Source organism: Pseudomonas sp. OV226 (genome assembly GCF_003148705.1).
In the GTDB taxonomy this organism is placed as follows: Bacteria; Pseudomonadota; Gammaproteobacteria; order Pseudomonadales; family Pseudomonadaceae; genus Aquipseudomonas.
The window spans coordinates 20,755-41,811 of sequence record NZ_QGGS01000032.1; the positions used below are offsets into that span (position 1 = coordinate 20,755).

The 21,057-nt window shown below is 60.0% G+C and carries 19 protein-coding genes; 15 read left to right on the plus strand and 4 right to left on the minus strand.

Annotated features, from left to right (window positions below):
• Positions 1 to 122 precede the first annotated feature (122 nt).
• Positions 123 to 1,472 (plus strand): spinster family MFS transporter, encoded by a 1,350-nt coding sequence (locus C7534_RS30290; protein ID WP_109788039.1) that lies wholly within the window; start codon positions 123 to 125, stop codon positions 1,470 to 1,472.
• Between the two features lie 204 nt (positions 1,473 to 1,676).
• Here the strand turns inward: C7534_RS30290 and rapA are convergent, their stop codons facing one another.
• The gene (gene rapA, locus C7534_RS30295; protein WP_109788040.1) at positions 1,677 to 4,523 is read right to left on the minus strand and encodes an RNA polymerase-associated protein RapA; all 2,847 of its coding nucleotides are present in this window, start codon (positions 4,521 to 4,523) and stop codon (positions 1,677 to 1,679) included.
• 218 nt (positions 4,524 to 4,741) lie between these two features.
• Here rapA and C7534_RS30300 point away from each other — a divergent pair, with 218 nt between their 5' ends.
• From C7534_RS30300 to ccoM, 3 genes are all read left to right on the plus strand, one after another.
• The gene (locus C7534_RS30300; protein ID WP_046029374.1) at positions 4,742 to 5,083 is read left to right on the plus strand and encodes a hypothetical protein; all 342 of its coding nucleotides are present in this window, start codon (positions 4,742 to 4,744) and stop codon (positions 5,081 to 5,083) included.
• A gap of 72 nt (positions 5,084 to 5,155) precedes the next feature.
• Positions 5,156 to 5,317, plus strand: a complete 162-nt coding sequence (locus C7534_RS32665; protein ID WP_008074569.1) for a hypothetical protein — start codon at positions 5,156 to 5,158, stop codon at positions 5,315 to 5,317.
• Positions 5,318 to 5,461: 144 nt separating this feature from the next.
• Positions 5,462 to 5,575 carry a cytochrome c oxidase subunit CcoM gene (gene ccoM, locus C7534_RS33170; protein ID WP_028622453.1) on the plus strand — a complete coding sequence of 38 codons (114 nt, stop codon included), beginning with the start codon at positions 5,462 to 5,464 and terminating at the stop codon, positions 5,573 to 5,575.
• 283 nt (positions 5,576 to 5,858) lie between these two features.
• Here ccoM and C7534_RS30305 read toward each other — a convergent pair whose 3' ends face one another.
• Both C7534_RS30305 and C7534_RS30310 read right to left on the minus strand, forming a co-directional pair.
• The gene (locus C7534_RS30305; protein WP_046029381.1) at positions 5,859 to 7,334 is read right to left on the minus strand and encodes an inorganic phosphate transporter; all 1,476 of its coding nucleotides are present in this window, start codon (positions 7,332 to 7,334) and stop codon (positions 5,859 to 5,861) included.
• Between the two features lie 377 nt (positions 7,335 to 7,711).
• Positions 7,712 to 7,912, minus strand: coding sequence for a hypothetical protein (locus C7534_RS30310; RefSeq protein WP_007935837.1), 201 nt, complete (start codon positions 7,910 to 7,912; stop codon positions 7,712 to 7,714).
• A gap of 674 nt (positions 7,913 to 8,586) precedes the next feature.
• On the opposite strand from C7534_RS30310, the gene pcaR reads away from it, so the two are divergent.
• The 11 genes from pcaR to pcaC all read left to right on the plus strand — a co-directional run bounded on the left by pcaR (position 8,587) and on the right by pcaC (position 19,472).
• Positions 8,587 to 9,429: a pca regulon transcriptional regulator PcaR gene (pcaR, locus tag C7534_RS30315; RefSeq protein ID WP_008074568.1), complete on the plus strand. Its 843-nt coding sequence runs from the start codon at positions 8,587 to 8,589 to the stop codon at positions 9,427 to 9,429.
• A gap of 140 nt (positions 9,430 to 9,569) precedes the next feature.
• The gene (locus C7534_RS30320) at positions 9,570 to 10,916 is read left to right on the plus strand and encodes an MFS transporter (RefSeq protein WP_109788041.1); all 1,347 of its coding nucleotides are present in this window, start codon (positions 9,570 to 9,572) and stop codon (positions 10,914 to 10,916) included.
• Between the two features lie 280 nt (positions 10,917 to 11,196).
• On the plus strand, positions 11,197 to 12,054 hold the full coding sequence (locus C7534_RS30325) for a CoA transferase subunit A (RefSeq protein ID WP_020798340.1): 858 nt from the start codon (positions 11,197 to 11,199) through the stop codon (positions 12,052 to 12,054).
• Positions 12,054 to 12,833 (plus strand): CoA-transferase subunit beta, encoded by a 780-nt coding sequence (locus tag C7534_RS30330; protein ID WP_046029383.1) that lies wholly within the window; start codon positions 12,054 to 12,056, stop codon positions 12,831 to 12,833. Before C7534_RS30325 ends, C7534_RS30330 begins: the two co-directional genes overlap by 1 nt.
• Positions 12,830 to 14,035: a 3-oxoadipyl-CoA thiolase gene (gene pcaF, locus C7534_RS30335; protein ID WP_175649016.1), complete on the plus strand. Its 1,206-nt coding sequence runs from the start codon at positions 12,830 to 12,832 to the stop codon at positions 14,033 to 14,035. Before C7534_RS30330 ends, pcaF begins: the two co-directional genes overlap by 4 nt.
• 37 nt (positions 14,036 to 14,072) lie before the next feature.
• Entirely contained in the window at positions 14,073 to 14,777 is a 705-nt protein-coding gene (pcaH, locus tag C7534_RS30340; RefSeq protein WP_109788042.1) for a protocatechuate 3,4-dioxygenase subunit beta, read from the plus strand.
• A gap of 1 nt (position 14,778) precedes the next feature.
• Complete coding sequence (gene pcaG / locus C7534_RS30345; RefSeq protein ID WP_046029386.1) at positions 14,779 to 15,345, plus strand: protocatechuate 3,4-dioxygenase subunit alpha; 567 nt, start codon at positions 14,779 to 14,781, stop codon at positions 15,343 to 15,345.
• Between the two features lie 206 nt (positions 15,346 to 15,551).
• Positions 15,552 to 16,856 (plus strand): MFS family transporter, encoded by a 1,305-nt coding sequence (locus C7534_RS30350; protein WP_046029387.1) that lies wholly within the window; start codon positions 15,552 to 15,554, stop codon positions 16,854 to 16,856.
• 45 nt (positions 16,857 to 16,901) lie between these two features.
• A complete protein-coding gene (locus C7534_RS30355) occupies positions 16,902 to 18,266 on the plus strand; it encodes a 3-carboxy-cis,cis-muconate cycloisomerase (protein ID WP_046029388.1) in 1,365 nt (454 codons plus the stop codon).
• Positions 18,267 to 18,277: 11 nt separating this feature from the next.
• On the plus strand, positions 18,278 to 19,069 hold the full coding sequence (pcaD, locus tag C7534_RS30360; protein ID WP_109788043.1) for a 3-oxoadipate enol-lactonase: 792 nt from the start codon (positions 18,278 to 18,280) through the stop codon (positions 19,067 to 19,069).
• A gap of 10 nt (positions 19,070 to 19,079) precedes the next feature.
• Positions 19,080 to 19,472 (plus strand): 4-carboxymuconolactone decarboxylase, encoded by a 393-nt coding sequence (gene pcaC / locus C7534_RS30365; RefSeq protein WP_046029390.1) that lies wholly within the window; start codon positions 19,080 to 19,082, stop codon positions 19,470 to 19,472.
• 136 nt (positions 19,473 to 19,608) lie between these two features.
• Here the strand turns inward: pcaC and C7534_RS30370 are convergent, their stop codons facing one another.
• A complete protein-coding gene (locus C7534_RS30370; RefSeq protein ID WP_109788044.1) occupies positions 19,609 to 20,868 on the minus strand; it encodes an OprD family porin in 1,260 nt (419 codons plus the stop codon).
• Positions 20,869 to 21,057: the final 189 nt, after the last annotated feature.

A 21,057-nucleotide genomic window follows, 5' to 3' on the forward strand; every position in this document is an offset into this window, starting at 1 on the left:
TTGCGTGAATGCCATGGGCTGATATCAGCCTTACAAATAATGACAGACAGCTTTGCCGGGCCTCTCTAGATTGAAGATTCCGGGGGCAGTGAGGCCCCAATAACAATAAAAGAGACGGACCCATGCAGAACTCGACCCAAGCGGCGAATGCCTGGCGCATTCTGTTCCTGTTGTTTCTGGCAAACCTGTTCAACTTCTTCGACCGCACCATTCCCGCGATCATCATCGAGCCGATCCGCATGGAATGGCACCTCAGCGACTTTCAGTTGGGGATCGTCGGTACCGCGTTCACCCTGGTCTACGCGATTGCCGGTCTGCCGCTGGGGCGGATGGCCGATACCGGTTCGCGCAGAAAATTGATGGGGTGGGGGCTGGCGGTGTGGAGCGGGTTGACGGCGGTCAATGGGTTGGTGGGCAGCTTCTGGAGTTTCCTGATTGTGCGCATGGGCGTCGGCATCGGTGAGGCCAGTTATGCACCGGCCGCCAATTCGCTGATCGGCGACCTGTTTCCGGCCCACCGCCGGGCGCGGGCGATGGGCATTTTCATGCTGGGTCTGCCGTTGGGGCTGCTGCTGGCATTCTTCACCATTGGCGCCATGGTCAAGGCGTTCGACAGCTGGCGCGCGCCGTTCTTTATCGCGGCAGTGCCGGGGCTGATCCTGGCGATTTTCATGTTCTTCATTAAAGAGCCGAAACGCGGTGCAGCAGAAACCGTACAGGTTTCGCAGGAGCGCGTAGACCGGCCGATCCGCCGGGTACTGGCGGTGCCGACGTTCCTGTGGCTGGTGATGGCGGGGTTGTGCTTCAACTTCGCGACTTACGCCTGCAACTCATTCCTGGTGCCGATGTTGCAACGCTACTTCCTGATGCCATTGCAGGAAGCGGCGGTGGCGACGGGAGTGATCGTCGGTGTGACCGGTTTGTTCGGCCTGACGATTGGCGGTTGGGTGGCTGACAATATTCACCAGCGGGTAGCCAGCGGGCGGCTGTTGTTTGCAGCGTTCAGCTTGATTATCTCCACCGTGTGCACGGCTTGGGCGCTGCACTCCGGGCGCATCGAGATCGGCGTGTTTGTGGCGGTCTTCAGCGTGGGCTGGTTGTTTGCCTATAACTTCTATACCTGCGTCTACACCGCGATTCAGGATGTGGTCGAGCCGCGTTTGCGGGCCACGGCGATGGCGCTGTTCTTTGCCGGGCTGTACCTGTTGGGCGGTGGATTGGGGCCGGTGGTGGTGGGCGGTTTGTCCGATCACTTTGCGCACACGGCGATGCTGGCGGCAGGAGCCGAACAGATGACCGAGGCGTTCAAAGCGGTCGGCTTGCACGATGCGATGTACCTGATCCCGGTGGCGTTGTTCTTCACCATGGTCTTTCTGTTTCTGGCGTCGCGGTGTTTTGTGCGCGATGCCAAGCGGATGAAGGCGGGGTTGGTGGCGGTGGTTGAGCCGGGTATTTCTGTGGCGACTGCCTAATCGCCATCGCGAGCAAGCTCGGCTCCCACACTGATCGAGTGGAACCACAAAATTGTGGGCAACTCAGACCTCCTGTGGGAGCCGAGCTTGCTCCGGGCGGCGTTCCGACGATGAGGCAATCAGCAACAACTTAACAATCAAGCAGACAAAAAAAGGCCCGCATCACTGCGGGCCTTTTTTATTTAGCCGGGTAGAGCAGGGGGCTTAACCCGCCACCAACACCCGAATCGCTTCCAGGCGCAACGCCGCTTTTTCAAGCATGGCCAAGCCTTGTTCGCGTTGCTTGCGCAGGGCAACCAGTTCGCTGTCGCGCACCGTCGGGTTCACGGCTTGCAACGCTGTCAGGCGAGCCAGTTCTTCGTCGGTGTCGGCGGCCAGGCGACGCTGCGCCTCGGCAACACGCTCGGCATGACGCGGGAAGATCTTGTCTTCGCCCGCGTTGATCCGTGGCGTCAGCTGGTCACGCTGAGCCTGAATGAACTTGTTGGCGCTGGCACGCGGCACACTTTCGAGTTGATCGTTCAAGGTCTCGAACGACACCCGGGCCGAGAGGTCATTGCCATTGGTATCGAGCAGGCAGCGCAGGGCGGCCGGCGGCAGGTAACGGCCCAGTTGCAACGAGCGCGGTGCAACCACTTCGCTCACGTAGAGCAGTTCCAGCAATACGGTGCCAGGTTTCAGTGCCTTGTTCTTGATCAGCGCCACGGCGGTGTTGCCCATCGAGCCGGACAGGACCAGGTCCATGCCGCCCTGAACCATCGGGTGTTCCCAGGTGATGAACTGCATGTCTTCGCGAGACAGCGCCTGGTTGCGGTCGTAGGTGATGGTCACGCCTTCGTCGTCGCCCAGCGGGAAGCTGGCGTCGAGCATTTTTTCGCTCGGCTTGAGGATCAGTGCGTTTTCCGAATGGTCTTCGCTGTCGATGCCAAACGCGTCGAACAGGGTTTCCATGTAGATCGGCAGGGCGAACTGATCGTCTTGCTCAAGAATGTCTTCAACCAGCGCGTCGCCTTCGCCGGCACCGCCAGAGTTGAGTTCCAGCAGGCGATCGCGACCCGTGTGCAAATCGGCTTCCAGACGCTCACGCTCGGTGCGGGCCTCGTCGATCAGCGCTTGCCACTCACCGTCGTCGGCCTCTTCCAGCAACGGCAGCAGGCGTGGACCGAACTGATGCTGCAAGGCGTTACCGGTCGGGCAGGTGTTGAGGAACGCGTTCAGCGCTTCGTGGTACCACTGGAACAGGCGCTCTTGCGGACTGGTTTCCAGATACGGCACGTGCAATTCGATCACGTGTTTCTGACCGATCCGGTCCAGACGACCGATACGCTGCTCCAGCAGGTCCGGGTGCGATGGCAGATCGAACAGCACCAAGTGGTGCGAGAACTGGAAGTTGCGACCTTCACTGCCGATTTCCGAGCAGATCAGCACCTGTGCACCGAATTCTTCGTCGGCGAAGTAAGCGGCGGCGCGGTCACGTTCGAGGATGTTCATGCCTTCGTGGAACACCGTGGCCGGAATGCCGGAGCGCACGCGCAGGGCGTCTTCCAGGTCCATGGCGGTTTCGGCGTGGGCGCAAATCACCAGCACTTTGGTGCGCTTGAGCATTTTCAGCTGGTCGATCAGCCACTCGACGCGCGGGTCGAATTTCCACCAGCGCTCTTCTTCGCTGGCGTCCGGCTGGGCCTGGAAGCTGACTTCCGGGTACAGCTCGGCGTGATCGCCCAATGGCAATTCGAGGTATTCGTCAGGGCATGGCAGCGGGTACGGGTGCAGTTTGCGCTCCGGGAAACCCTGCACGGCGGCGCGGGTGTTACGGAACAGCACGCGGCCGGTGCCGTGGCGGTCCAGCAGTTCGCGCACGAGGCGGGCGCTGGCTTCGGTGTCGCCGTCATTCACGGCCGTCAACAGGGCTTCGCCTTCGTTGCCAAGAAAACCGTGAATGGTTTTGTGTGCTTCAGGCGACAGGCGCCCCTTGTCCAGCAGTTCCTGAACGGCTTCGGCCACCGGGCGATAATTTTCGCTCTCGGCGCGGAAGGCGGCCAGGTCATGGAAGCGGTTCGGGTCGAGCAGGCGCAGACGGGCAAAGTGGCTGTCCTGGCCCAGTTGTTCCGGGGTCGCGGTCAGCAGCAGGACGCCGGGAATGGTCTCGGCGAGTTGCTCGACAAGGGTATATTCCGGGCTGGCCTTGTCTTCGTGCCATACCAAGTGGTGGGCTTCGTCGACGACCATCAGGTCCCAGCCGGCGGCAAACAGCGCGTCCTGGGCCTTCTCGTCTTCCACCAGCCACTCAAGCGCAACCAGTGCGAGCTGAGTGTCTTCGAACGGGTTGGTGGCATCGCTTTCGATGAAGCGTTCTTCGTCGAACAGCGCGACTTGCAGGTTGAAGCGGCGGCGCATCTCGACCAGCCACTGGTGCTGCAGGTTCTCGGGAACCAGAATCAGCACGCGGTTGGCGCGACCCGAGAGCAGTTGGCGATGGATCACCAGACCGGCTTCAATGGTTTTACCCAGGCCTACTTCGTCCGCCAGCAGAACCCGCGGCGCAATGCGGTCGGCAACTTCGCGTGCGATGTGCAATTGGTGTGCAATAGGTTGCGCACGCACGCCACCCAGACCCCAAAGCGAGGACTGCAACTGGCGGCTGGTGTGTTCCAGCGTGTGGTAGCGCAGGGAGAACCAGGCGAGCGGGTCGATCTGCCCGGCGAACAGGCGGTCGCTGGCCAGGCGGAACTGAATGAAGTTCGACAGTTGGGTTTCCGGCAGGGTCACCACTTCGTTCTGCGCGTTGAGGCCGTGGTAGACCAGCAGGCCGTCGACATCGTCGACTTCCTGGACGGTCAGTTTCCAGCCTTCGAAGTGAGTGATGGAATCACCGGGCGAAAACCGCACACGGGTGAGAGGCGCATTCCTTAGCGCGTACTGGCGAGTGTCGCCAGTGGCCGGATAGAGCACGGTCAACAAGCGGCCGTCCTGTGCCAGAACGGTGCCTAAACCCAGCTCGGCTTCGCTGTCACTGATCCAGCGTTGCCCCGGTTGATACTGCTGCGCCATGCTGCCTGACTCCCACCTTGAAAAAGCGGGCTATCTTAACGGAATGAGACCTTCAGGGCCAAAGGACTCTCATAAAAACTCGCAGTCTTACGTTAGCCCAACGATGCCGCGCCCGCAGGTCGGGGCACCAAATCGTGCCAAACGGGTCACAGTTTGCGACCGATGGCTCAAGTCGCCATCGCCGCAGCCGACAGCTTGCTGACAGGAGACCAATAATCATGCTGCTACCGATGCTCCCCTTGAGTGCCGTGCCGATCACCTCACAGCAGGACCCGATTCGCCAGCGCCCGGATATTCCGCCGGTGGTGGCGGTACAGGAGAGCTCGAACGAGAGCACGATCGACCTGCAGCAGCGCGACCCTGAAGAAGCGGCGTTTCAGCTGCGAGAGGAGCAGCGCCGCCAGCTGGAGCGCGAGCGCCGTCGTCGCGAAGCCGATGAAGACCCTGAAGAACACCTGGCGATACCCGGTGATGAGTTGAATGCCGACAACACGGTACCGGTGGCGCCATTGATGGAAGATCAACCGCGCCAGGGCTTGTGGGTCGATATCCAGATTTGAGGTTGTGGCTGGTCAGCGCGACCGCCAGACCGCATTATTGCGACACACCTGCCAAACGATGCATTGAGCACCATGAGCCAAGACGACAAACTGATTGATCTCAACGCTGAACGCGCAAAACGGGTTCACGACCTTAATGAAAAACGTCTGAACGAAGTTCGTCAGGCGTTTGAGCAGGCGATGCCATTGGGTAAAGCCAAGAAGAAACCGAAGAACAAGCCGAAAAAGCGTTGAAGTACCCTGCACTTATTGATGCAGGTCAGCTGTTACCCCTCCTTTAAGTCCGGTCTCGGGCGATCTTGATCCAAGTCAATTTCTTCTTCCGCCTGTTTGGTTAACTTAGCCCTATCGCAACAGGGCAAGTCCAAGAGGCCAGTCATGTTTTTCGACAACGTGGTGATCGCCGGGGTGCTGACTGTCAGCCTCATGGTTGTGTTTTTCGCAGGTTTTGGATTTTTTATCTGGAAGGATTCGCATAAGCGCAAACCGTAGTTCCTTCTGGATGTAATGAGCACGCAAGGCATTTTGGGCAACTTCGGTTGCCCTTTTTTTTTGCCTGCAAATCTATCGGAATAAGCCGACCTATTGTAGGAGCCGAGCTTGCTCGCGATGGGGCCATACCATTCAACATTCATGTTGCCTGTAAGGCCGCGATCGTCGGAACGCCGCCCGGAGCAAGCTCGGCTCCTACAGGTTATGGGGTTTTTTGGGGGTTCCGGAGGCAATAAAAAGGCGCGAACCTCACGGAACGCGCCTTTTTTTGTGCGGCTGTGTATCAGCTGCCGAGTGCCTTCGACGCCAGCCAGAACAGGCCGGCCGACAGGGCCACGGTCGCAGGCAGGGTCAGGACCCAGGCCAACAGGATGGTTTTTACCGTGCCGCCTTGCAGGCCGCTTTTGTTCGCGACCATGGTACCGGCCACGCCCGAGGACAGCACATGGGTGGTGGAGACCGGCAGGCTGAAGATGTTGGCCAGGCCGATCATGCACGCGGTGGTGATCTGCGCCGACATGCCTTGTGCGTAAGTCATGCCTTGCTTGCCGATTTTCTCGCCGATGGTCAGTACTACGCGTTTCCAGCCAACCATGGTGCCCAGGCCCAACGCCAGTGCTACCGCCAGAATCACCCAGAATGGCGCGTATTCGGTGGTCGTGGTCAGGTCTTTGCGCAGTTTGTCCAGGTCAGCCTTTTCGCGGGCATTGAGATTAGGCAGCTTGCCGACTTTCCTTGCGGTGTCATCCAGGCAGAGCAGGTAGCGACGTACTTCGATGCGGCTTTCCGACGTCAACGAGTGGTAGTCCGATACACCATTCAGGGTGCCGAGCAGGGCGGTGATGGTCGGTTCGGTCTGTTGCGGGTTGCAACGGAATTTCTCCGGCAGATCACCTTCTATGCTTTTGCCCAGCGCCAGGTATTCACCCAGGGTGTCGGCATTGCGCTTGTAGAACTGGCTCAGGTGCAGGGTCGCATCGCGAGTCCGTTCGATCTGGTAAGTCGTGCTGCTCAGGTCGAGTACGAATTGAGCCGGCACGATACCGATCAGCACCAGCATGATCAGGCCGATACCTTTCTGGCCGTCGTTCGAGCCGTGCACAAAGCTCACGGCCATGGCCGAGATCACCAATACCAGGCGGTTCCAGAACGGTGGGTGCTTCTTGTCATCGAGCTTGCGGCGCTGGTCCGGTGTCTTGTGCATCTTGGACAGGGGACGCCACCATTTAAGGCCGATCAACACCAAGGCCGCGACAAGGAAGCCAGCCATTGGTGAGAACACCAGGGAAGCACCGATATCGATCGCCTTCTGCCAGTTCACGCCATCGGCCAACGGAATGTCGTTGATCAATGCGTTGGCCAGTCCGACACCGAGGATCGAACCGATCAGGGTGTGGGAGCTGGAGGCGGGGATACCGAAGTACCAGGTGCCCAGGTTCCAGGTGATGGCGGCGGCGAGCAACGAGAACACCATCGCCAGTCCGTGACCGGTGTTTACATTGATCAGCAGTTCTACCGGCAGCAGGTGGACGATGGCATACGCCACGCCAACACCGCCCAGCAGCACGCCGAGGAAGTTGAACACACCGGAAAAGAACACCGCCAGGTGAGGCGGCATGGCTTTGGTGTAGATAACGGTGGCCACCGCGTTTGCGGTGTCATGAAAGCCGTTGATGAACTCGAAGGCGAGGACAAAGGCCAGGGCGAGCAAGAGGCTCACAAGCACCCAAGCATCCAGTCCGCTGAATAAATCGATCATGAAGGTTTTCTGACCCGGTCATAAGGGGGCGCGATTATGCCAGAAAAGACTGCTAATCAATGCACTAGGTGCTCATCGGTAACATTCTTCAACGAAATAGTTTGTGACGAACGCCTATCTCCCAGCGTTTTACCGGGTTTTTCAAACCATTGAATTCATTGGGGAATGCAGCAGCCACAAGGGTTTCTCCCGTGAAGTCGAGAGGCTTGAACGCTTGTGTGAAATATCTGAGAAGAGGGTCAGAAATGAGCCTTTTGCCTCATCCGATGGGTGAGGGAGCCGCTGCCCGCTTGTAGCAGGCGCGAAAGGCTTCATTGATGCAACCCGCTTTTAACGGGAGCAGACGCAGACCCTTGAAGGGATTCGGGCCGAGGCAGTCAGGGCTCTTCGGCTTTGAGTTCCTTTTCCATCTTCTGCAATTCCTGAGTAAACGCCTGATCCTGAACGGTGGCGCGTTTACGCCAGGGTTTACGTTCCGGCTCGGGCTGGGCGGCGTAGGTGGTGACTTCTCCGCCGTAAACTTCCTTGTAACGTTGTTCCTGGCGCTCAAGTTCCGCGCGCAGTTCGTCTTTCGTCACAGTGCTACCTGTTTGAGTTGAGATAAATTCCGGTGAATCGCGCTGCATCGAGTCGATTGACCACGCTCGTAGAAAGGCTATTGCCAAAGAAGGCAACCTTTTTGACGGCATGCGAACAATACTTCCATGTTGCAGGCGGCCACGACACCAGAGAAAACAGCTGACGCAGCATCAGGTTCCTGTTTCAGCAAGCGCATTGGCGGTGCATATGAAATGAGCGTCAGGCGCTTGCTGTGGGCAACGACGATGGGAGATCGTGTTGCCGGGTGGCGGACTCGGCGGATAAAAAACCGTTACGCCACTAATTGCATTATAGCGGTCGATTCGAAGAACACTATCTCCGAGGCGTTAAAAGTAGTTCGTCATGTGTGATTGTTTTGTTACTCACAAGTTTCGGCGGCAACTATAACGTCGATGCAGCTGACTGTGCGACGTTGTCATTCTGACGTCACTAAAGTGAATAAGTTTGATTGTTACTTCGACCTTTTAGAGGGCGTGCAGTCAAGAACAAAAGCAGGCACTGGATGGTGTGAGTGGCGGCAAGCCCGGCGTAGCATGGATTGCGATTACCGGTCGATGGTTCGATAATCGCCCAATCTTGGCGTTGCCTGTCTTGTGTGTCAGGCCTGGAACCGCCTGTAATAGTCGCTGATCCGTGTAGGAAAGGACCTGATATGAACGATCAAATGCGCAACTCCTTCGCTTCAGTGGCGCCACCCATCGTCGCCTCGCCCGCCAAGCGAATCCAGGCCCTGACCGGTGATCCCGATTTCATGACGTCCCTGGCCCGTGGGTTGGCGGTGGTGCAGGCGTTTCAAGAGCGCAAGCGACACCTGACGATTGCCCAGATCAGCCACCGTACCGAAATTCCCCGCGCCGCCGTGCGACGCTGCCTGCATACGTTGATCAAACTCGGCTACGCCACCACTGACGGTCGCACCTATTCGTTGCTTCCCAAAGTGCTGACGCTGGGCCATGCCTATTTGTCTTCGACGCCGCTGGCGGTTTCTGCCCAGCCGTATCTGGACCGCATGAGTGAGCAACTGCATGAGGCGTGCAACATGGCCACGCTGGAAGGTGACGATATTCTCTATATCGCACGCTCGGCCACCACTCAGCGCCTGATCTCGGTCGACCTTTCAGTGGGCGGTCGCTTGCCGGCCTATTGCACGTCAATGGGCCGCATTCTGCTCGCCGCACTGGATGACACTTCGCTGCGCGAGTACCTCGATCATGCCGAGCTGCAAGCCAAGACCAGCCGCACATTGCACACGCCCGAGGCGTTGCTCGAATGCCTGCAAGAAGTGCGGCAACAGGGTTGGTGCATCGTCGATCAGGAACTGGAGCAGGGCCTGCGTTCGATTGCCGTACCGGTGTATGACGCCTCCGGCCAGGTGGTGGCCGCCTTGAACGTCAGCACTCATGCTGGCCGTGTCAGTCGTAATGAGCTGGAACAACGGTTTCTGCCAGGGCTGCTCAGCGCCAGCCGCGACCTCAGCGCACAGCTTTTCGCTTAAGCGTCCGTTTAAGCTGTTCGATAAACGCACAGACTCGCGTTTATCGAATTGACGCTCTTTCCCCTTGATCATTACTGTCGCGGCAGCGCCAGCCCTTGGCTGGCACCTGTCCGACTGCGTTCTTGCGTGGAATAAAAATAATGAACCAGCCCCAGTCTGCTGTAGGTAACTGCCTCGACGTGCAGTCCTTCATCAATGCTCAACCCATTTCGCGCTATCAGTGGCGAGTGGTGATCCTGTGTTTCCTGATTGTCTTCCTCGATGGCCTCGACACCGCGGCCATGGGCTTTATTGCGCCTGCGTTGTCGCAGGATTGGGGGATTGACCGCGCCAGTCTCGGCCCGGTCATGAGTGCGGCGCTGATCGGCATGGTCTTCGGCGCATTGGGTTCCGGCCCGTTGGCTGACCGTTTCGGGCGAAAAGTCGTACTGGTCGGCGCGGTGTTTCTGTTTGGTGCCTTCAGTCTGGCGTCGGCCTACAGCACCAACGTCGATCAATTGTTGGTGTTGCGCTTCCTCACTGGCCTGGGTCTTGGCGCGGGCATGCCCAACGCCACGACATTGCTGTCGGAATACACCCCGGAGCGCAAAAAGTCCTTGCTGGTGACCAGCATGTTCTGCGGCTTCAACCTCGGCATGGCCGGCGGCGGGTTTATTTCCGCCAAACTAATTCCGGCGTTCGGCTGGCACAGCCTGCTGCTGATCGGTGGGGTTCTGCCGCTGATCCTCGCCGTCGTTCTGCTGTTATGGCTGCCGGAATCGGCGCGTTACCTGGTCGTGCGCAATCGCGGCACCGACAAAGTACGCAAGGCCCTGGCGCCGATCGACCCGAGCGTCGTCGCCCAAGCGTCGAGCTTCAGCGTGCCGGAACAGAAAACCGTCAAGGCCCGCAACGTGCTGGCGGTGATTTTCTCGGGCACCTACAGCGCCGGCACGTTATTGCTGTGGCTGACCTACTTCATGGGGCTGGTGATTGTGTACCTGCTAACCAGTTGGCTGCCGACGCTGATGCGCGACAGTGGCGCCAGCATGGAGCAGGCCGCGTTCATTGGCGCATTGTTCCAGTTTGGTGGCGTGCTGAGTGCAGTGGGCGTGGGCTGGGCGATGGACCGGTTCAATCCGCACAAGGTCATCGGCATTTTCTACTTGATGGCCGGGGTGTTTGCCTACGCAGTGGGGCAGAGCCTGGGCAACATCACCTTGTTGGCGACCTTGGTGCTGGTGGCGGGTATGTGCGTCAACGGTGCGCAATCGGCAATGCCGTCGCTGGCGGCGCGGTTCTATCCGACGCAAGGGCGGGCGACCGGCGTCTCGTGGATGCTGGGGATTGGCCGTTTCGGCGCGATTCTCGGCGCATGGATGGGCGCGACGCTGCTGGGCCTTGGCTGGAACTTCGAGCAAGTGCTGACCGCGCTGGTGATTCCGGCGGCGTTGGCGACCACGGCTGTGGTGATCAAAGGCATGGTCAGTCATGCGGATGCGACCTGACACCAGGCTCCACATAATCGTTCCCACGCTCCGCGTTGGAACGCCTCAAGGGACGCTCCGCGTCCAGTGACGCGGAGCGTCACGGGCTGCATTCCCACGCGGAGCGTGGGAACGATCAGGCAGGTAGGTAGCCAGACAACAATCTGTTCGATAAACGAACACTCAGTCGATTATCGGATTGTTTGGCGTTTTGCACAGGCTTAACCTTCAGGCATTCCGGCGCTGCGCATCGCGCCTTTTTCTTCCACTGTCGGTTCATAACAAAACGGGAGCCTGCCCCATGGCTGAAATTCTTTCGCTGCACGACGCGGTGAAGCAATTCGTAAACGACGGCGATACGGTCGCGCTCGAAGGCTTTACTCATCTGATTCCTACGGCGGCGGGTCATGAAATCATTCGTCAGGGCAAGAAAGACCTGACGCTGGTGCGCATGACTCCTGACCTGATCTACGACCAGTTGATCGGCGCCGGTTGTGCTCGCAAGTTGATTTTCTCCTGGGGTGGCAACCCGGGCGTGGGGTCGCTGCACCGTCTGCGCGACGCTGTCGAGAAACAGTGGCCGCATCCACTGGAGATCGAAGAGCACAGCCACGCCGACCTGGCCAATGCCTACGTCGCTGGCGCCTCTGGCTTACCGTTCGCGGTGCTGCGGGCCTACGCCGGTTCCGACTTGCCGAAGGTCAATCCGCTGATCAAGAGCGTCACCTGCCCGTTTACCGGTGAAGTGCTGGCCGCCGTACCGTCGGTGCGTCCGGACATCACCGTGATTCACGCACAGAAAGCCGACCGTAAAGGCAACGTGCTGCTCTGGGGCATTCTCGGTGTGCAGAAAGAAGCCGCACTGGCCGCCAAGCGCTGCATCGTCACCGTCGAGGAAATTGTCGACGACCTCAATGCCCCGATGAACTCCTGTGTGCTGCCGACCTGGGCGCTGAGCGCGGTCTGCCACGTACCGGGCGGCGCGCATCCTTCCTACGCGCACGGTTACAACGAGCGTGACAACCGCTTCTACCAGGCCTGGGATCCGATTGCCCGCGACCGTGAAACTTTCACCGCATGGATCAACGAATACATCCACGGTAGCGCTGACTTCAGCGAGTTCCAGGCCAAGCTGGCCGCTGCTTCGGAGGCCAAGTAATGACTTACACCACCAATGAAATGATGACCGTCGCCGCCGCACGCCGTTTGAAGAACGGTTCGGTGTGCTTCGTCGGCATCGGCCTGCCATCGAAAGCAGCCAACCTGGCACGTCTGACCTCGTCGCCGGACGTTGTCCTGATCTACGAATCGGGTCCGATCGGTGCCAAGCCGAGCGTACTGCCGCTGTCGATTGGTGACGGCGAACTGGCCGAAACCGCCGACACCGTGGTGCCGACCGGCGAGATTTTCCGTTACTGGCTGCAGGGTGGGCGCATCGACGTCGGCTTCCTCGGCGCCGCGCAAGTCGACCGCTTCGGCAACATCAACACCACCGTGGTCGGCGATTACCATTCGCCGAAAGTCCGTCTGCCGGGTGCCGGTGGCGCGCCGGAAATTGCCGGCTCGGCCAAGAGCGTGCTGATCATCCTCAAGCAGTCGGCGCGTTCCTTCGTCGATAAACTCGACTTCATCACCTCAGTCGGCCATGGCGAGGGCGGTGATTCGCGCAAACGTCTCGGTCTGCCGGGCGCCGGGCCGGTCGGCATTATTACCGACCTGTGCATCATGGAACCGGAAGTCGGTACCCATGAATTCGTGGTCACCGCACTGCACCCGGGCGTGACCCGCGAGCAAGTGGTCGCCGCCACCGGTTGGGCGATTCGCTTTGCCGACACTGTTGAGCAAACCGCCGAGCCGACTGAAGTCGAGCTGACCGCGCTGCGCGATCTGGAAGCTCGTACCGCTGCCGCCCACGGCCAAGCCCCCGGAGAAGCCTGATGCGTGACGTTTATATCTGCGACGCCATTCGCACCCCCATTGGCCGTTTTGGCGGCGGGCTGTCGACCGTTCGTGCCGATGACCTGGCCGCCGTGCCGATCAAGGCCCTGATGGAGCGCAATCCGTCGGTGGACTGGAACGCAGTGGACGAGGTGTTCCTCGGCTGCGCCAACCAGGCCGGCGAAGACAACCGTAACGTCGCACGCATGGCGTTGTTGCTGGCGGGCCTGCCGGAAACCATTCCGGGCGTGACCCTCAATCGCCTCTGCGCCTCGGGCATGGATGCCATCGGCACCGCGTTCCGCGCCATCGCCAGTGGCGAAATGGAGCTGGCGATTGCCGGCGGTGTCGAGTCGATGTCCCGCGCGCCGTTCGTAATGGGCAAGGCTGACGCAGCGTTCTCGCGCAACATGAAGCTGGAAGACACCACCATCGGCTGGCGTTTCATCAACCCGTTGATGAAAGCGCAATACGGTGTGGATGCGATGCCGCAGACCGCTGACAACGTGGCGGACGATTACGAAGTGTCCCGTGAGGATCAGGACGCTTTCGCACTGCGCAGCCAACAACGCGCCACTGCCGCGCAAGCCGCAGGATTTTTCGCCGAAGAAATCGTCGAAGTGCGCATTGCCCACAAGAAGGGTGAAACCGTGGTGACGCAGGACGAACACCCTCGCGCTGATACCACCCTGGAAACCCTGGCCAAACTCAAGCCGGTCAACGGCCCTGACAAAACCGTCACGGCTGGCAATGCGTCCGGTGTGAATGACGGCGCGGCGGCGTTGATTCTCGCCTCCGGTGAGGCGGTGAAGAAACATGGCCTGACCGCCCGCGCCAAAGTGCTGGGCATGTCCAGCGCCGGCGTTGCCCCTCGGGTAATGGGTATTGGCCCGGTGCCGGCGGTGCGCAAACTGACCGAGCGCCTCGGTCTGGCTGTCAGCGATTTCGACGTGATCGAACTCAACGAGGCCTTTGCCAGCCAAGGCCTGGCGGTGCTGCGTGAATTGGGAATTGCCGACGATGCAGCCCAAGTTAACCCGAACGGCGGCGCCATTGCGCTCGGCCATCCGCTGGGCATGAGCGGTGCGCGTCTGGTGCTGACCGCGTTGCATCAGCTGGAAAAAACCGGTGGCAAGAAAGGTCTGGCGACCATGTGTGTTGGCGTCGGTCAGGGTCTGGCCCTGGCGATCGAACGCGTCTGACACGCTGCGTCGACTAATAAGAACAGAGGAAAGCGAAATGACTGACAAGCCTGGTTACCGTCGTCCGCAGGAGGGCACCCAGCCCGAGTACCTGCACCTGACGTATCAATCCACCAACCTGCGCTCACCGTCCAAACCGTTGGTGTTTTTGCCTCATTCGTTGTCGGAAATCACCGGACCGACCATTGGCGCTGAACGCGTTAACGAGACGGACAACGACCTGACGGCTCAGCACAAAGGCGAGCCGTTGGGTGAGCGCATCATCATTCACGGCCGCGTGCTGGATGAAAACGGTCTACCGGTGCCGGGCATTCTGGTGGAAATCTGGCAGGCCAACGCCGCCGGTCGCTACAACCATGCTCGCGACCTGCACGACGCGCCGCTGGACCCGAACTTCACTGGCACCGGCCGCACCGTGACCGACGCCGATGGCTGGTATCAGTTCCAGACCATCAAGCCCGGCGCCTACCCGTGGGGTAACCACCACAACGCGTGGCGCCCGGCGCACATCCATTTCTCGCTGTTCGGGCCGAGCATCCTGACGCGCCTGGTGACGCAAATGTATTTCCCCGGCGACCCGCTGTTGGCGTATGACCCGATCTACAATTGCGTACCCGACACCCGCGCCAAGGAGCGTTTGATCGCCACGTTCGATCTGGAAAAAACCGTCCCTTCCTACGCCCTCGGTTATCGCTGGGACATCGTCTTGCGCGGCCGCGATGCCACGCCGATGGAGAAATAAGATGACGCTGAATGCGACCACGTCCCACACCGTCGGGCCGTATTACCACATCGGCCTGACCTGGCTGAACCGCGAAGACCTGACCGTCGCACAAACCCTGGGTGAGCGCGTGGCGATCACCGGGCAAGTCGTCGATGGCAATGGCGACTTCGTCAATGATGCGATGCTGGAAGTCTGGCAGGCCAACGCGGCCGGCAAGTACGACCACCCGGAAGATGATCAGGACAAGCCGCTGGACCCGAACTTTGAAGGCTTTGGCCGGGTGCCGGTAGATGCCGAAGGGCGCTTTCGTTTTACCACCATCAAGCCGGGCACGGTTGAAGGCCTGAAAGGCTCGACCCAGGCACCGCACCTGGTGGTGCTGGTGTTTGCTCGTGGATTGGTGAAGCACTTGCTGACGCGGATTTACTTTGATGGCGAGCCGGCGAACGTGTCGGACCCGTTGCTGGAGTGCGTGCCGGCCGAGCGCCGCAGTACCTTGTTGGCGAAGCAGGATGCGTCCGGTGTTTACCAGTGGAATGTGATCCTGCAAGGCACTGATGCCGAGACGGTGTTCTTCGATTATTGATCGAACACCACAGAACCTGTGCTGATCGTTCCCACGCTCTGCGTGGGAATGCCGCCAGGGGCGCTCCGCGTCCACTGTGACGCGGAGCGTCACGGGATGCATTTCCACGCAGAGCGTGGGAACGATCGATGTGAGGACTGAATCTGCGGAACGGGACTGTTGCGAAGTGTGTCTAGACTCTCACTGTCCCCATTGAGTGAAAAACAATGACAACACCCACGGCTATTACAGATCACTACACCGGTGAAGAACGCAGCAAGCGGATCTTTGCCATTGTCGGTGCCTCGTCCGGCAACCTTGTGGAATGGTTCGACTTCTACGTCTATGCCTTTTGCGCGATTTTTTTTGCGCCGGCCTTTTTTCCGTCTGACAACCCCACGGTGCAGTTGGTCAACACCGCTGGCGTATTCGCCGCCGGGTTCCTGATGCGCCCCATTGGCGGCTGGGTTTTCGGCCGGTTGGCGGACAAGCACGGGCGCAAGAGCTCGATGATGATTTCGATTCTGATGATGTGCTTCGGTTCGTTGCTCATCGCTTGCCTGCCGACCTACAAGGACATCGGCGTCTGGGCCCCGATCCTGCTGCTGTTCGCGCGTTTGATTCAAGGTTTGTCGGTGGGCGGCGAATACGGCACCACCGCCACGTACATGAGTGAAGTCGCCCTCAAGGGCCAGCGCGGGTTTTTCGCCTCGTTCCAATACGTGACGCTGATTGGTGGGCAGTTGCTGGCGGTGTCGCTGGTGGTGATCCTGCAACAGTTCCTCACCGAGGATGACCTGCGTGCCTACGGCTGGCGGATTCCATTCGTGGTCGGTGCGTGCGCGGCGCTGATTTCGCTGTACCTGCGGCGTTCGCTGAAAGAAACCTCCAGCAAGGAAATGCGCGAAAACAAGGACGCCGGTAGCATCAGCGCGCTGTTCCGTGACCACAAAGCCGCGTTCATTACCGTGCTCGGTTACACCGCCGGTGGTTCGCTGATTTTCTACACATTCACTACCTACATGCAGAAGTACCTGGTGAACACCGCCGGCATGCCGGCCAAGACCGCCAGTTACATCATGACCGGCGCACTGTTCCTCTATATGTGCATGCAGCCGTTCTTCGGCATGCTCGCCGACAAGATCGGCCGGCGTAACTCGATGCTCTGGTTCGGTGCCCTCGGGACCTTGTGCACCGTGCCGATTCTGTTGAGCCTGAAAAGTGTCAGCAGTCCGTTCATGGCTTTCGGGCTGATTACCCTAGCGCTGGCGATCGTGAGTTTCTACACCTCGATCAGCGGCCTGGTAAAAGCCGAGATGTTCCCGCCGGAAGTGCGCGCACTGGGCGTTGGCCTGGCGTACGCGGTGGCGAACGCGATCTTCGGTGGTTCGGCGGAATACGTGGCGCTGAGCCTCAAGGCTGTTGGCATGGAAAACTCCTTTTATTGGTACGTCACGGTGATGATGGCGGTGGCGTTCCTGTTCAGTCTGCGTCTGCCCCGGCAGGCGAAATATTTGCACCACGACCTTTGATCTTTACGCGCGGGCCTGACCGGCCCGCGCCTCCAGGGACTGTTTATGAACGAGCGACCGGGCAATCAATTGTTCGATGCCTACTTCACTGCCCGCGATATGCGTGACGTGTTTTGCGATCAAGGCCGGGTTCAGGCCATGCTCGATTTCGAAGCCGCGCTGGCCCGGGCCGAGGCGCGTGTCGGTCTGATTCCGCAAACCGCGGTCGCCCCGATTGAAGCGGCGTGTGCGGCCGGGCATTACGACTTCGCCGCCCTCGGCGAGGCGATTGCCACGGCGGGCAATTCCGCCATTCCATTGGTCAAGGCATTGGGCAAACAGATCGCAACCCGTGATGCGCAAGCTGAGCGCTATGTGCATTTGGGCGCGACCAGCCAGGACGTGATGGACACCGGCCTGGTGTTGCAACTGCGTCTGGCATTGGCATTGATCGAAAGCGATCTCGCGCAACTGGGCGATACCCTCGCCACTCAAGCCAAGCGATATATCGCCACTCCGCTGGCGGGACGCACCTGGTTGCAGCACGCAACGCCGGTCACCCTCGGCATGAAAATCGCCGGTTGGCTGGGCGCGGTCACCCGTAGCCGTCAGCGCTTGCAAGAGCTCAAGCCACGTCTGCTGGTGCTGCAATTCGGCGGTGCCTCTGGAACCCTGGCAGCCCTTGGCGCGCAAGCGATGCCGATTGCCGAAGCGCTGGCCGGCGAGTTGCAACTGACCTTGCCGGAACAACCCTGGCACACCCAGCGCGATCGTCTGGTGGAGTTCGGCTCCGTGCTGGGATTGATCGCCGGCAGCCTGGGCAAACTCGGCCGCGACATCAGCTTGCTGATGCAGACCGAAGCCGGCGAAGTGTTCGAGCCGTCGGCGCCGGGCAAGGGCGGTTCCTCGACCATGCCGCACAAGCGCAACCCGGTGGGCGCGGCGGTGCTGATCGGCGCGGCGACTCGGGTTCCCGGCTTGCTCTCGACGCTGTTCAGCGCAATGCCGCAGGAACACGAGCGCAGCCTCGGTTTGTGGCATGCCGAATGGGAAACCCTGCCCGAGATTTGCTGCCTGGTGTCCGGCAGCCTGAAGCAAGCGCTGCTGGTCGCGCAGGGCCTGGAAGTGGATGCGCAGCGCATGGCGCGCAACCTCGATCTGACCCAGGGCCTGGTGCTGGCCGAAGCGGTGAGCATTGTCCTCGCCCAGCGGGTCGGCCGCGACACTGCGCATCATCTGCTGGAACAGTGCTGCAAGCGTGCGGTGGCTGAACAGCGTCATCTGCGTGCCGTCCTCGGTGACGAGCCGCAAGTGACCGCCGAGCTTTCTGGCGCTGAACTCGATCATTTGCTGGACCCCGCCCATTACCTCGGTCAGGCCCGTACCTGGGTCGAGCGAGCGGTGGCTGAACATATTGCGTTGACTGCCTGAAGGAGATTGCTGTGGCTTTTGTACAACTCGCCGAGGGCGAACTGCATTACCAATTGGATGGCCCGAAAGATGCGCCAGTGCTGGTGCTGTCCAACTCGTTGGGCACTGACCTGCATATGTGGGATGCGCAGATTGCGGCGTTCAGCGAGCATTTTCGCGTGCTGCGTTTCGACACCCGTGGTCACGGTCAATCGCTGGTGACGCCGGGGCCGTACAGCATCGAGCAACTGGGCCAAGACGTTTTGGCACTGCTGGATTCGCTGCACATCGAGCGTGCGCATTTCTGTGGTTTGTCCATGGGCGGTTTGATCGGCCAGTGGCTGGGGATCAACGCCGGACAGCGTTTGCATAAGCTGGTGGTGTGCAATACCGCCGCGAAAATCGGCGATCCGTCGATCTGGAACCCGCGCATTGAAACGGTGCTGCGCGACGGTCCAGCGGCCATGGTCGCCCTGCGCGATGCCTCGATTGCGCGCTGGTTTACCCCGGACTTCGCGCAGGCCAACCCGGCAGCGGCCAAGCGGATCACCGACATGCTCGCGGCCACTTCGCCTGAAGGTTATGCGGCCAATTGCGCAGCAGTGCGCGATGCCGATTTCCGTGATCAGTTGCCTTCGATCAAGGTACCGCTGCTGGTGATCGCCGGCACCGAAGACGCCGTGACACCGCCGTCCGGCGGGCACTTCATTCAAGAGCATGTGCAGGGCGCCGAGTACGCCGAGTTCTACGCTGCGCACTTGTCCAACGTCCAGGCCGGCGCAGCGTTCAGCGAGCGCGTCTTGGCGTTTTTGAACGCTCATTAAGGGGATTGTTGTGGACGAGAAACAACGTTACGACGAAGGCATGAAAGTCCGTCGCGCGGTGCTCGGCGACGCCCACGTCGACCGCAGCCTGAATGCCCTGACCGAGTTCAACTCGGAGTTTCAGGAGATGATCACCCGTCACGCCTGGGGTGACATCTGGACCCGTCCAGGCTTGCCACGCCACACCCGCAGCCTGATCACCATTTCCATGCTGATCGGCATGAACCGCAACGAAGAGCTGAAACTGCACCTGCGCGCCGCCGCCAACAATGGCGTGAGCCGTGGCGAGATCAAGGAAGTGATCATGCAGAGCGCGATCTATTGCGGCATCCCGGCGGCAAATGCGACGTTCCATCTGGCCGAGTCGGTTTGGGATGAGTTGGGAGTTGAATCCCGGGAGTGATCCCGGTGATTTGCGTTGATTGAACTAACGCCATCGCGGGCAAGCCCGCTCCCACAAAGTTTTATGTCATGTCCAAATCTTGGGGCACACACAAAACCTGTGGGAGCGGGCTTGCCCGCGATGGCGTACTTGAGATTTACAGCAGGCTGATCGGGTAGCTGATGATCACCCGGTTCTCGTCGAACTCGTTGTTGCTGAAGTCGCGGCGAATGGTCGAGTTGCGCCATTTGACGTTGAGGTCCTTGAGCGCGCCGCTTTGTACGGTGTAGCCCAGCTCTGATTCGCGCCCCCATTCCTTGCCGTCGGTGATCGTGCCGGTGTGCACGTTATCGCCGCTGATGTAGCGGTTCATCAAGGTCAGGCCCGGTACGCCGAGTGCGACGAAGTTGTAGTCGTGGCGTACTTGCCAGGATTTCTCCTGGGCATTGTCGTAGCTGGAGTTGTAGCTGTCGTTGGCCAGGGTCCCGCCGCTGGTGCCGTTGACGCGCATCCAGGCGTTGTCGCCGGTGAGTTTTTGCAGGCCGACGTAGAAGGTGTTGCCGCCGTATTTGGCCGAGAACAGACCGTACATGGTTTTGTTGTCCAGCTCGCCGGCGCGGGCACTGCCGTCATCCTTGCCGTAGAAATAACCAAGGTTGGCACCCAGGGTCCAGTCGCCAATCGGTTGGTTGTGCGTCAGGTTGATGAATTGCTGGCTGTAAATGTCCTTGAGTTCGGCATTCCACAGGCCGACCTGGGTGCGCTTGTCGTTGAACACGTACTCGCCGCCCTGAAAGTTGAAACGGTCAGAGGTGAACGCGGCTTTGCCGGTCATCGACATGTCGTCCATGCTGCTGTCGTCCCGTGGGCTGTTCTGGCGGAACTGGCCGCCGTAGAGCGTCAGGCCATTGATTTCCTTCGACGTGATCTGCCCGCCACGGAAGGTTTGCGGCAGCGAACGACCGTCGTCCGAACGCAGGATCGGCAGCACTGGCATCCATTCGCCAACCTTCACTTCGGTCTGCGACAGCTTGGCTTTGAACGCGACGTTGGTGCGCCCGAAATTGTCCGCCGGGCGTCCGTCGTGATCCAGCGGCAGCAACTGCGTACCGCCAGTGCCTTTCCCGCCATCGAGTTTCACCGAGTAGAGCCCCAGCACATCCATGCCGAAACCGAAGGTGCCCTGAGTGAAACCGGACTTGGCGTCGAGGATGAAGCTTTGTGTCCACTCTTCAGCCTTGCCCTGAGCCTTGGTCGGGTTGGTGAAGTTGCGGTTGATGTAGAAGTTGCGCAGGTTCAGGTTGACCTTGGCACCTTCGACAAAACCCGATTCCTCGGCCTGGGCGGGCAAGACCGCTGAGGCCACGGCGATGGCGATCAGGCCGGGAAACAAATACTGCGCGGTGGAAGGCTTCATGAGCTCGGGTCTCTCTAATTCTTGGGGATGAAACGGGGCGATGCCGCGACTTTTGAAGGTGCGGACAAATGATCGAAATATGAGGGTGAAACCTGAAGATCAGCCGGACAGGACAGGGCGTGGGGGCATGACATCGAACCTGTTGTTATTGGTTTTGTGGGGCGAATGGTGCGGTGAATGTACTGAATG

Bases quoted from the DNA above. Each gene is read 5' to 3' on its own strand.
- C7534_RS30290 (WP_109788039.1), top strand. From the start codon at position 123: ATGCAGAACTCGACCCAAGCGGCGAATGCCTGGCGCATTCTGTTCCTG.
- rapA (WP_109788040.1), bottom strand. From the start codon at position 4,523: ATGGCGCAGCAGTATCAACCGGGGCAACGCTGGATCAGTGACAGCGAA.
- C7534_RS30300 (WP_046029374.1), top strand. From the start codon at position 4,742: ATGCTGCTACCGATGCTCCCCTTGAGTGCCGTGCCGATCACCTCACAG.
- C7534_RS32665 (WP_008074569.1), top strand. From the start codon at position 5,156: ATGAGCCAAGACGACAAACTGATTGATCTCAACGCTGAACGCGCAAAA.
- ccoM (WP_028622453.1), top strand. From the start codon at position 5,462: ATGTTTTTCGACAACGTGGTGATCGCCGGGGTGCTGACTGTCAGCCTC.
- C7534_RS30305 (WP_046029381.1), bottom strand. From the start codon at position 7,334: ATGATCGATTTATTCAGCGGACTGGATGCTTGGGTGCTTGTGAGCCTC.
- pcaR (WP_008074568.1), top strand. From the start codon at position 8,587: ATGAACGATCAAATGCGCAACTCCTTCGCTTCAGTGGCGCCACCCATC.
- C7534_RS30320 (WP_109788041.1), top strand. From the start codon at position 9,570: ATGAACCAGCCCCAGTCTGCTGTAGGTAACTGCCTCGACGTGCAGTCC.
- C7534_RS30325 (WP_020798340.1), top strand. From the start codon at position 11,197: ATGGCTGAAATTCTTTCGCTGCACGACGCGGTGAAGCAATTCGTAAAC.
- C7534_RS30330 (WP_046029383.1), top strand. From the start codon at position 12,054: ATGACTTACACCACCAATGAAATGATGACCGTCGCCGCCGCACGCCGT.
- pcaH (WP_109788042.1), top strand. From the start codon at position 14,073: ATGACTGACAAGCCTGGTTACCGTCGTCCGCAGGAGGGCACCCAGCCC.
- pcaG (WP_046029386.1), top strand. From the start codon at position 14,779: ATGACGCTGAATGCGACCACGTCCCACACCGTCGGGCCGTATTACCAC.
- C7534_RS30350 (WP_046029387.1), top strand. From the start codon at position 15,552: ATGACAACACCCACGGCTATTACAGATCACTACACCGGTGAAGAACGC.
- C7534_RS30355 (WP_046029388.1), top strand. From the start codon at position 16,902: ATGAACGAGCGACCGGGCAATCAATTGTTCGATGCCTACTTCACTGCC.
- C7534_RS30370 (WP_109788044.1), bottom strand. From the start codon at position 20,868: ATGAAGCCTTCCACCGCGCAGTATTTGTTTCCCGGCCTGATCGCCATC.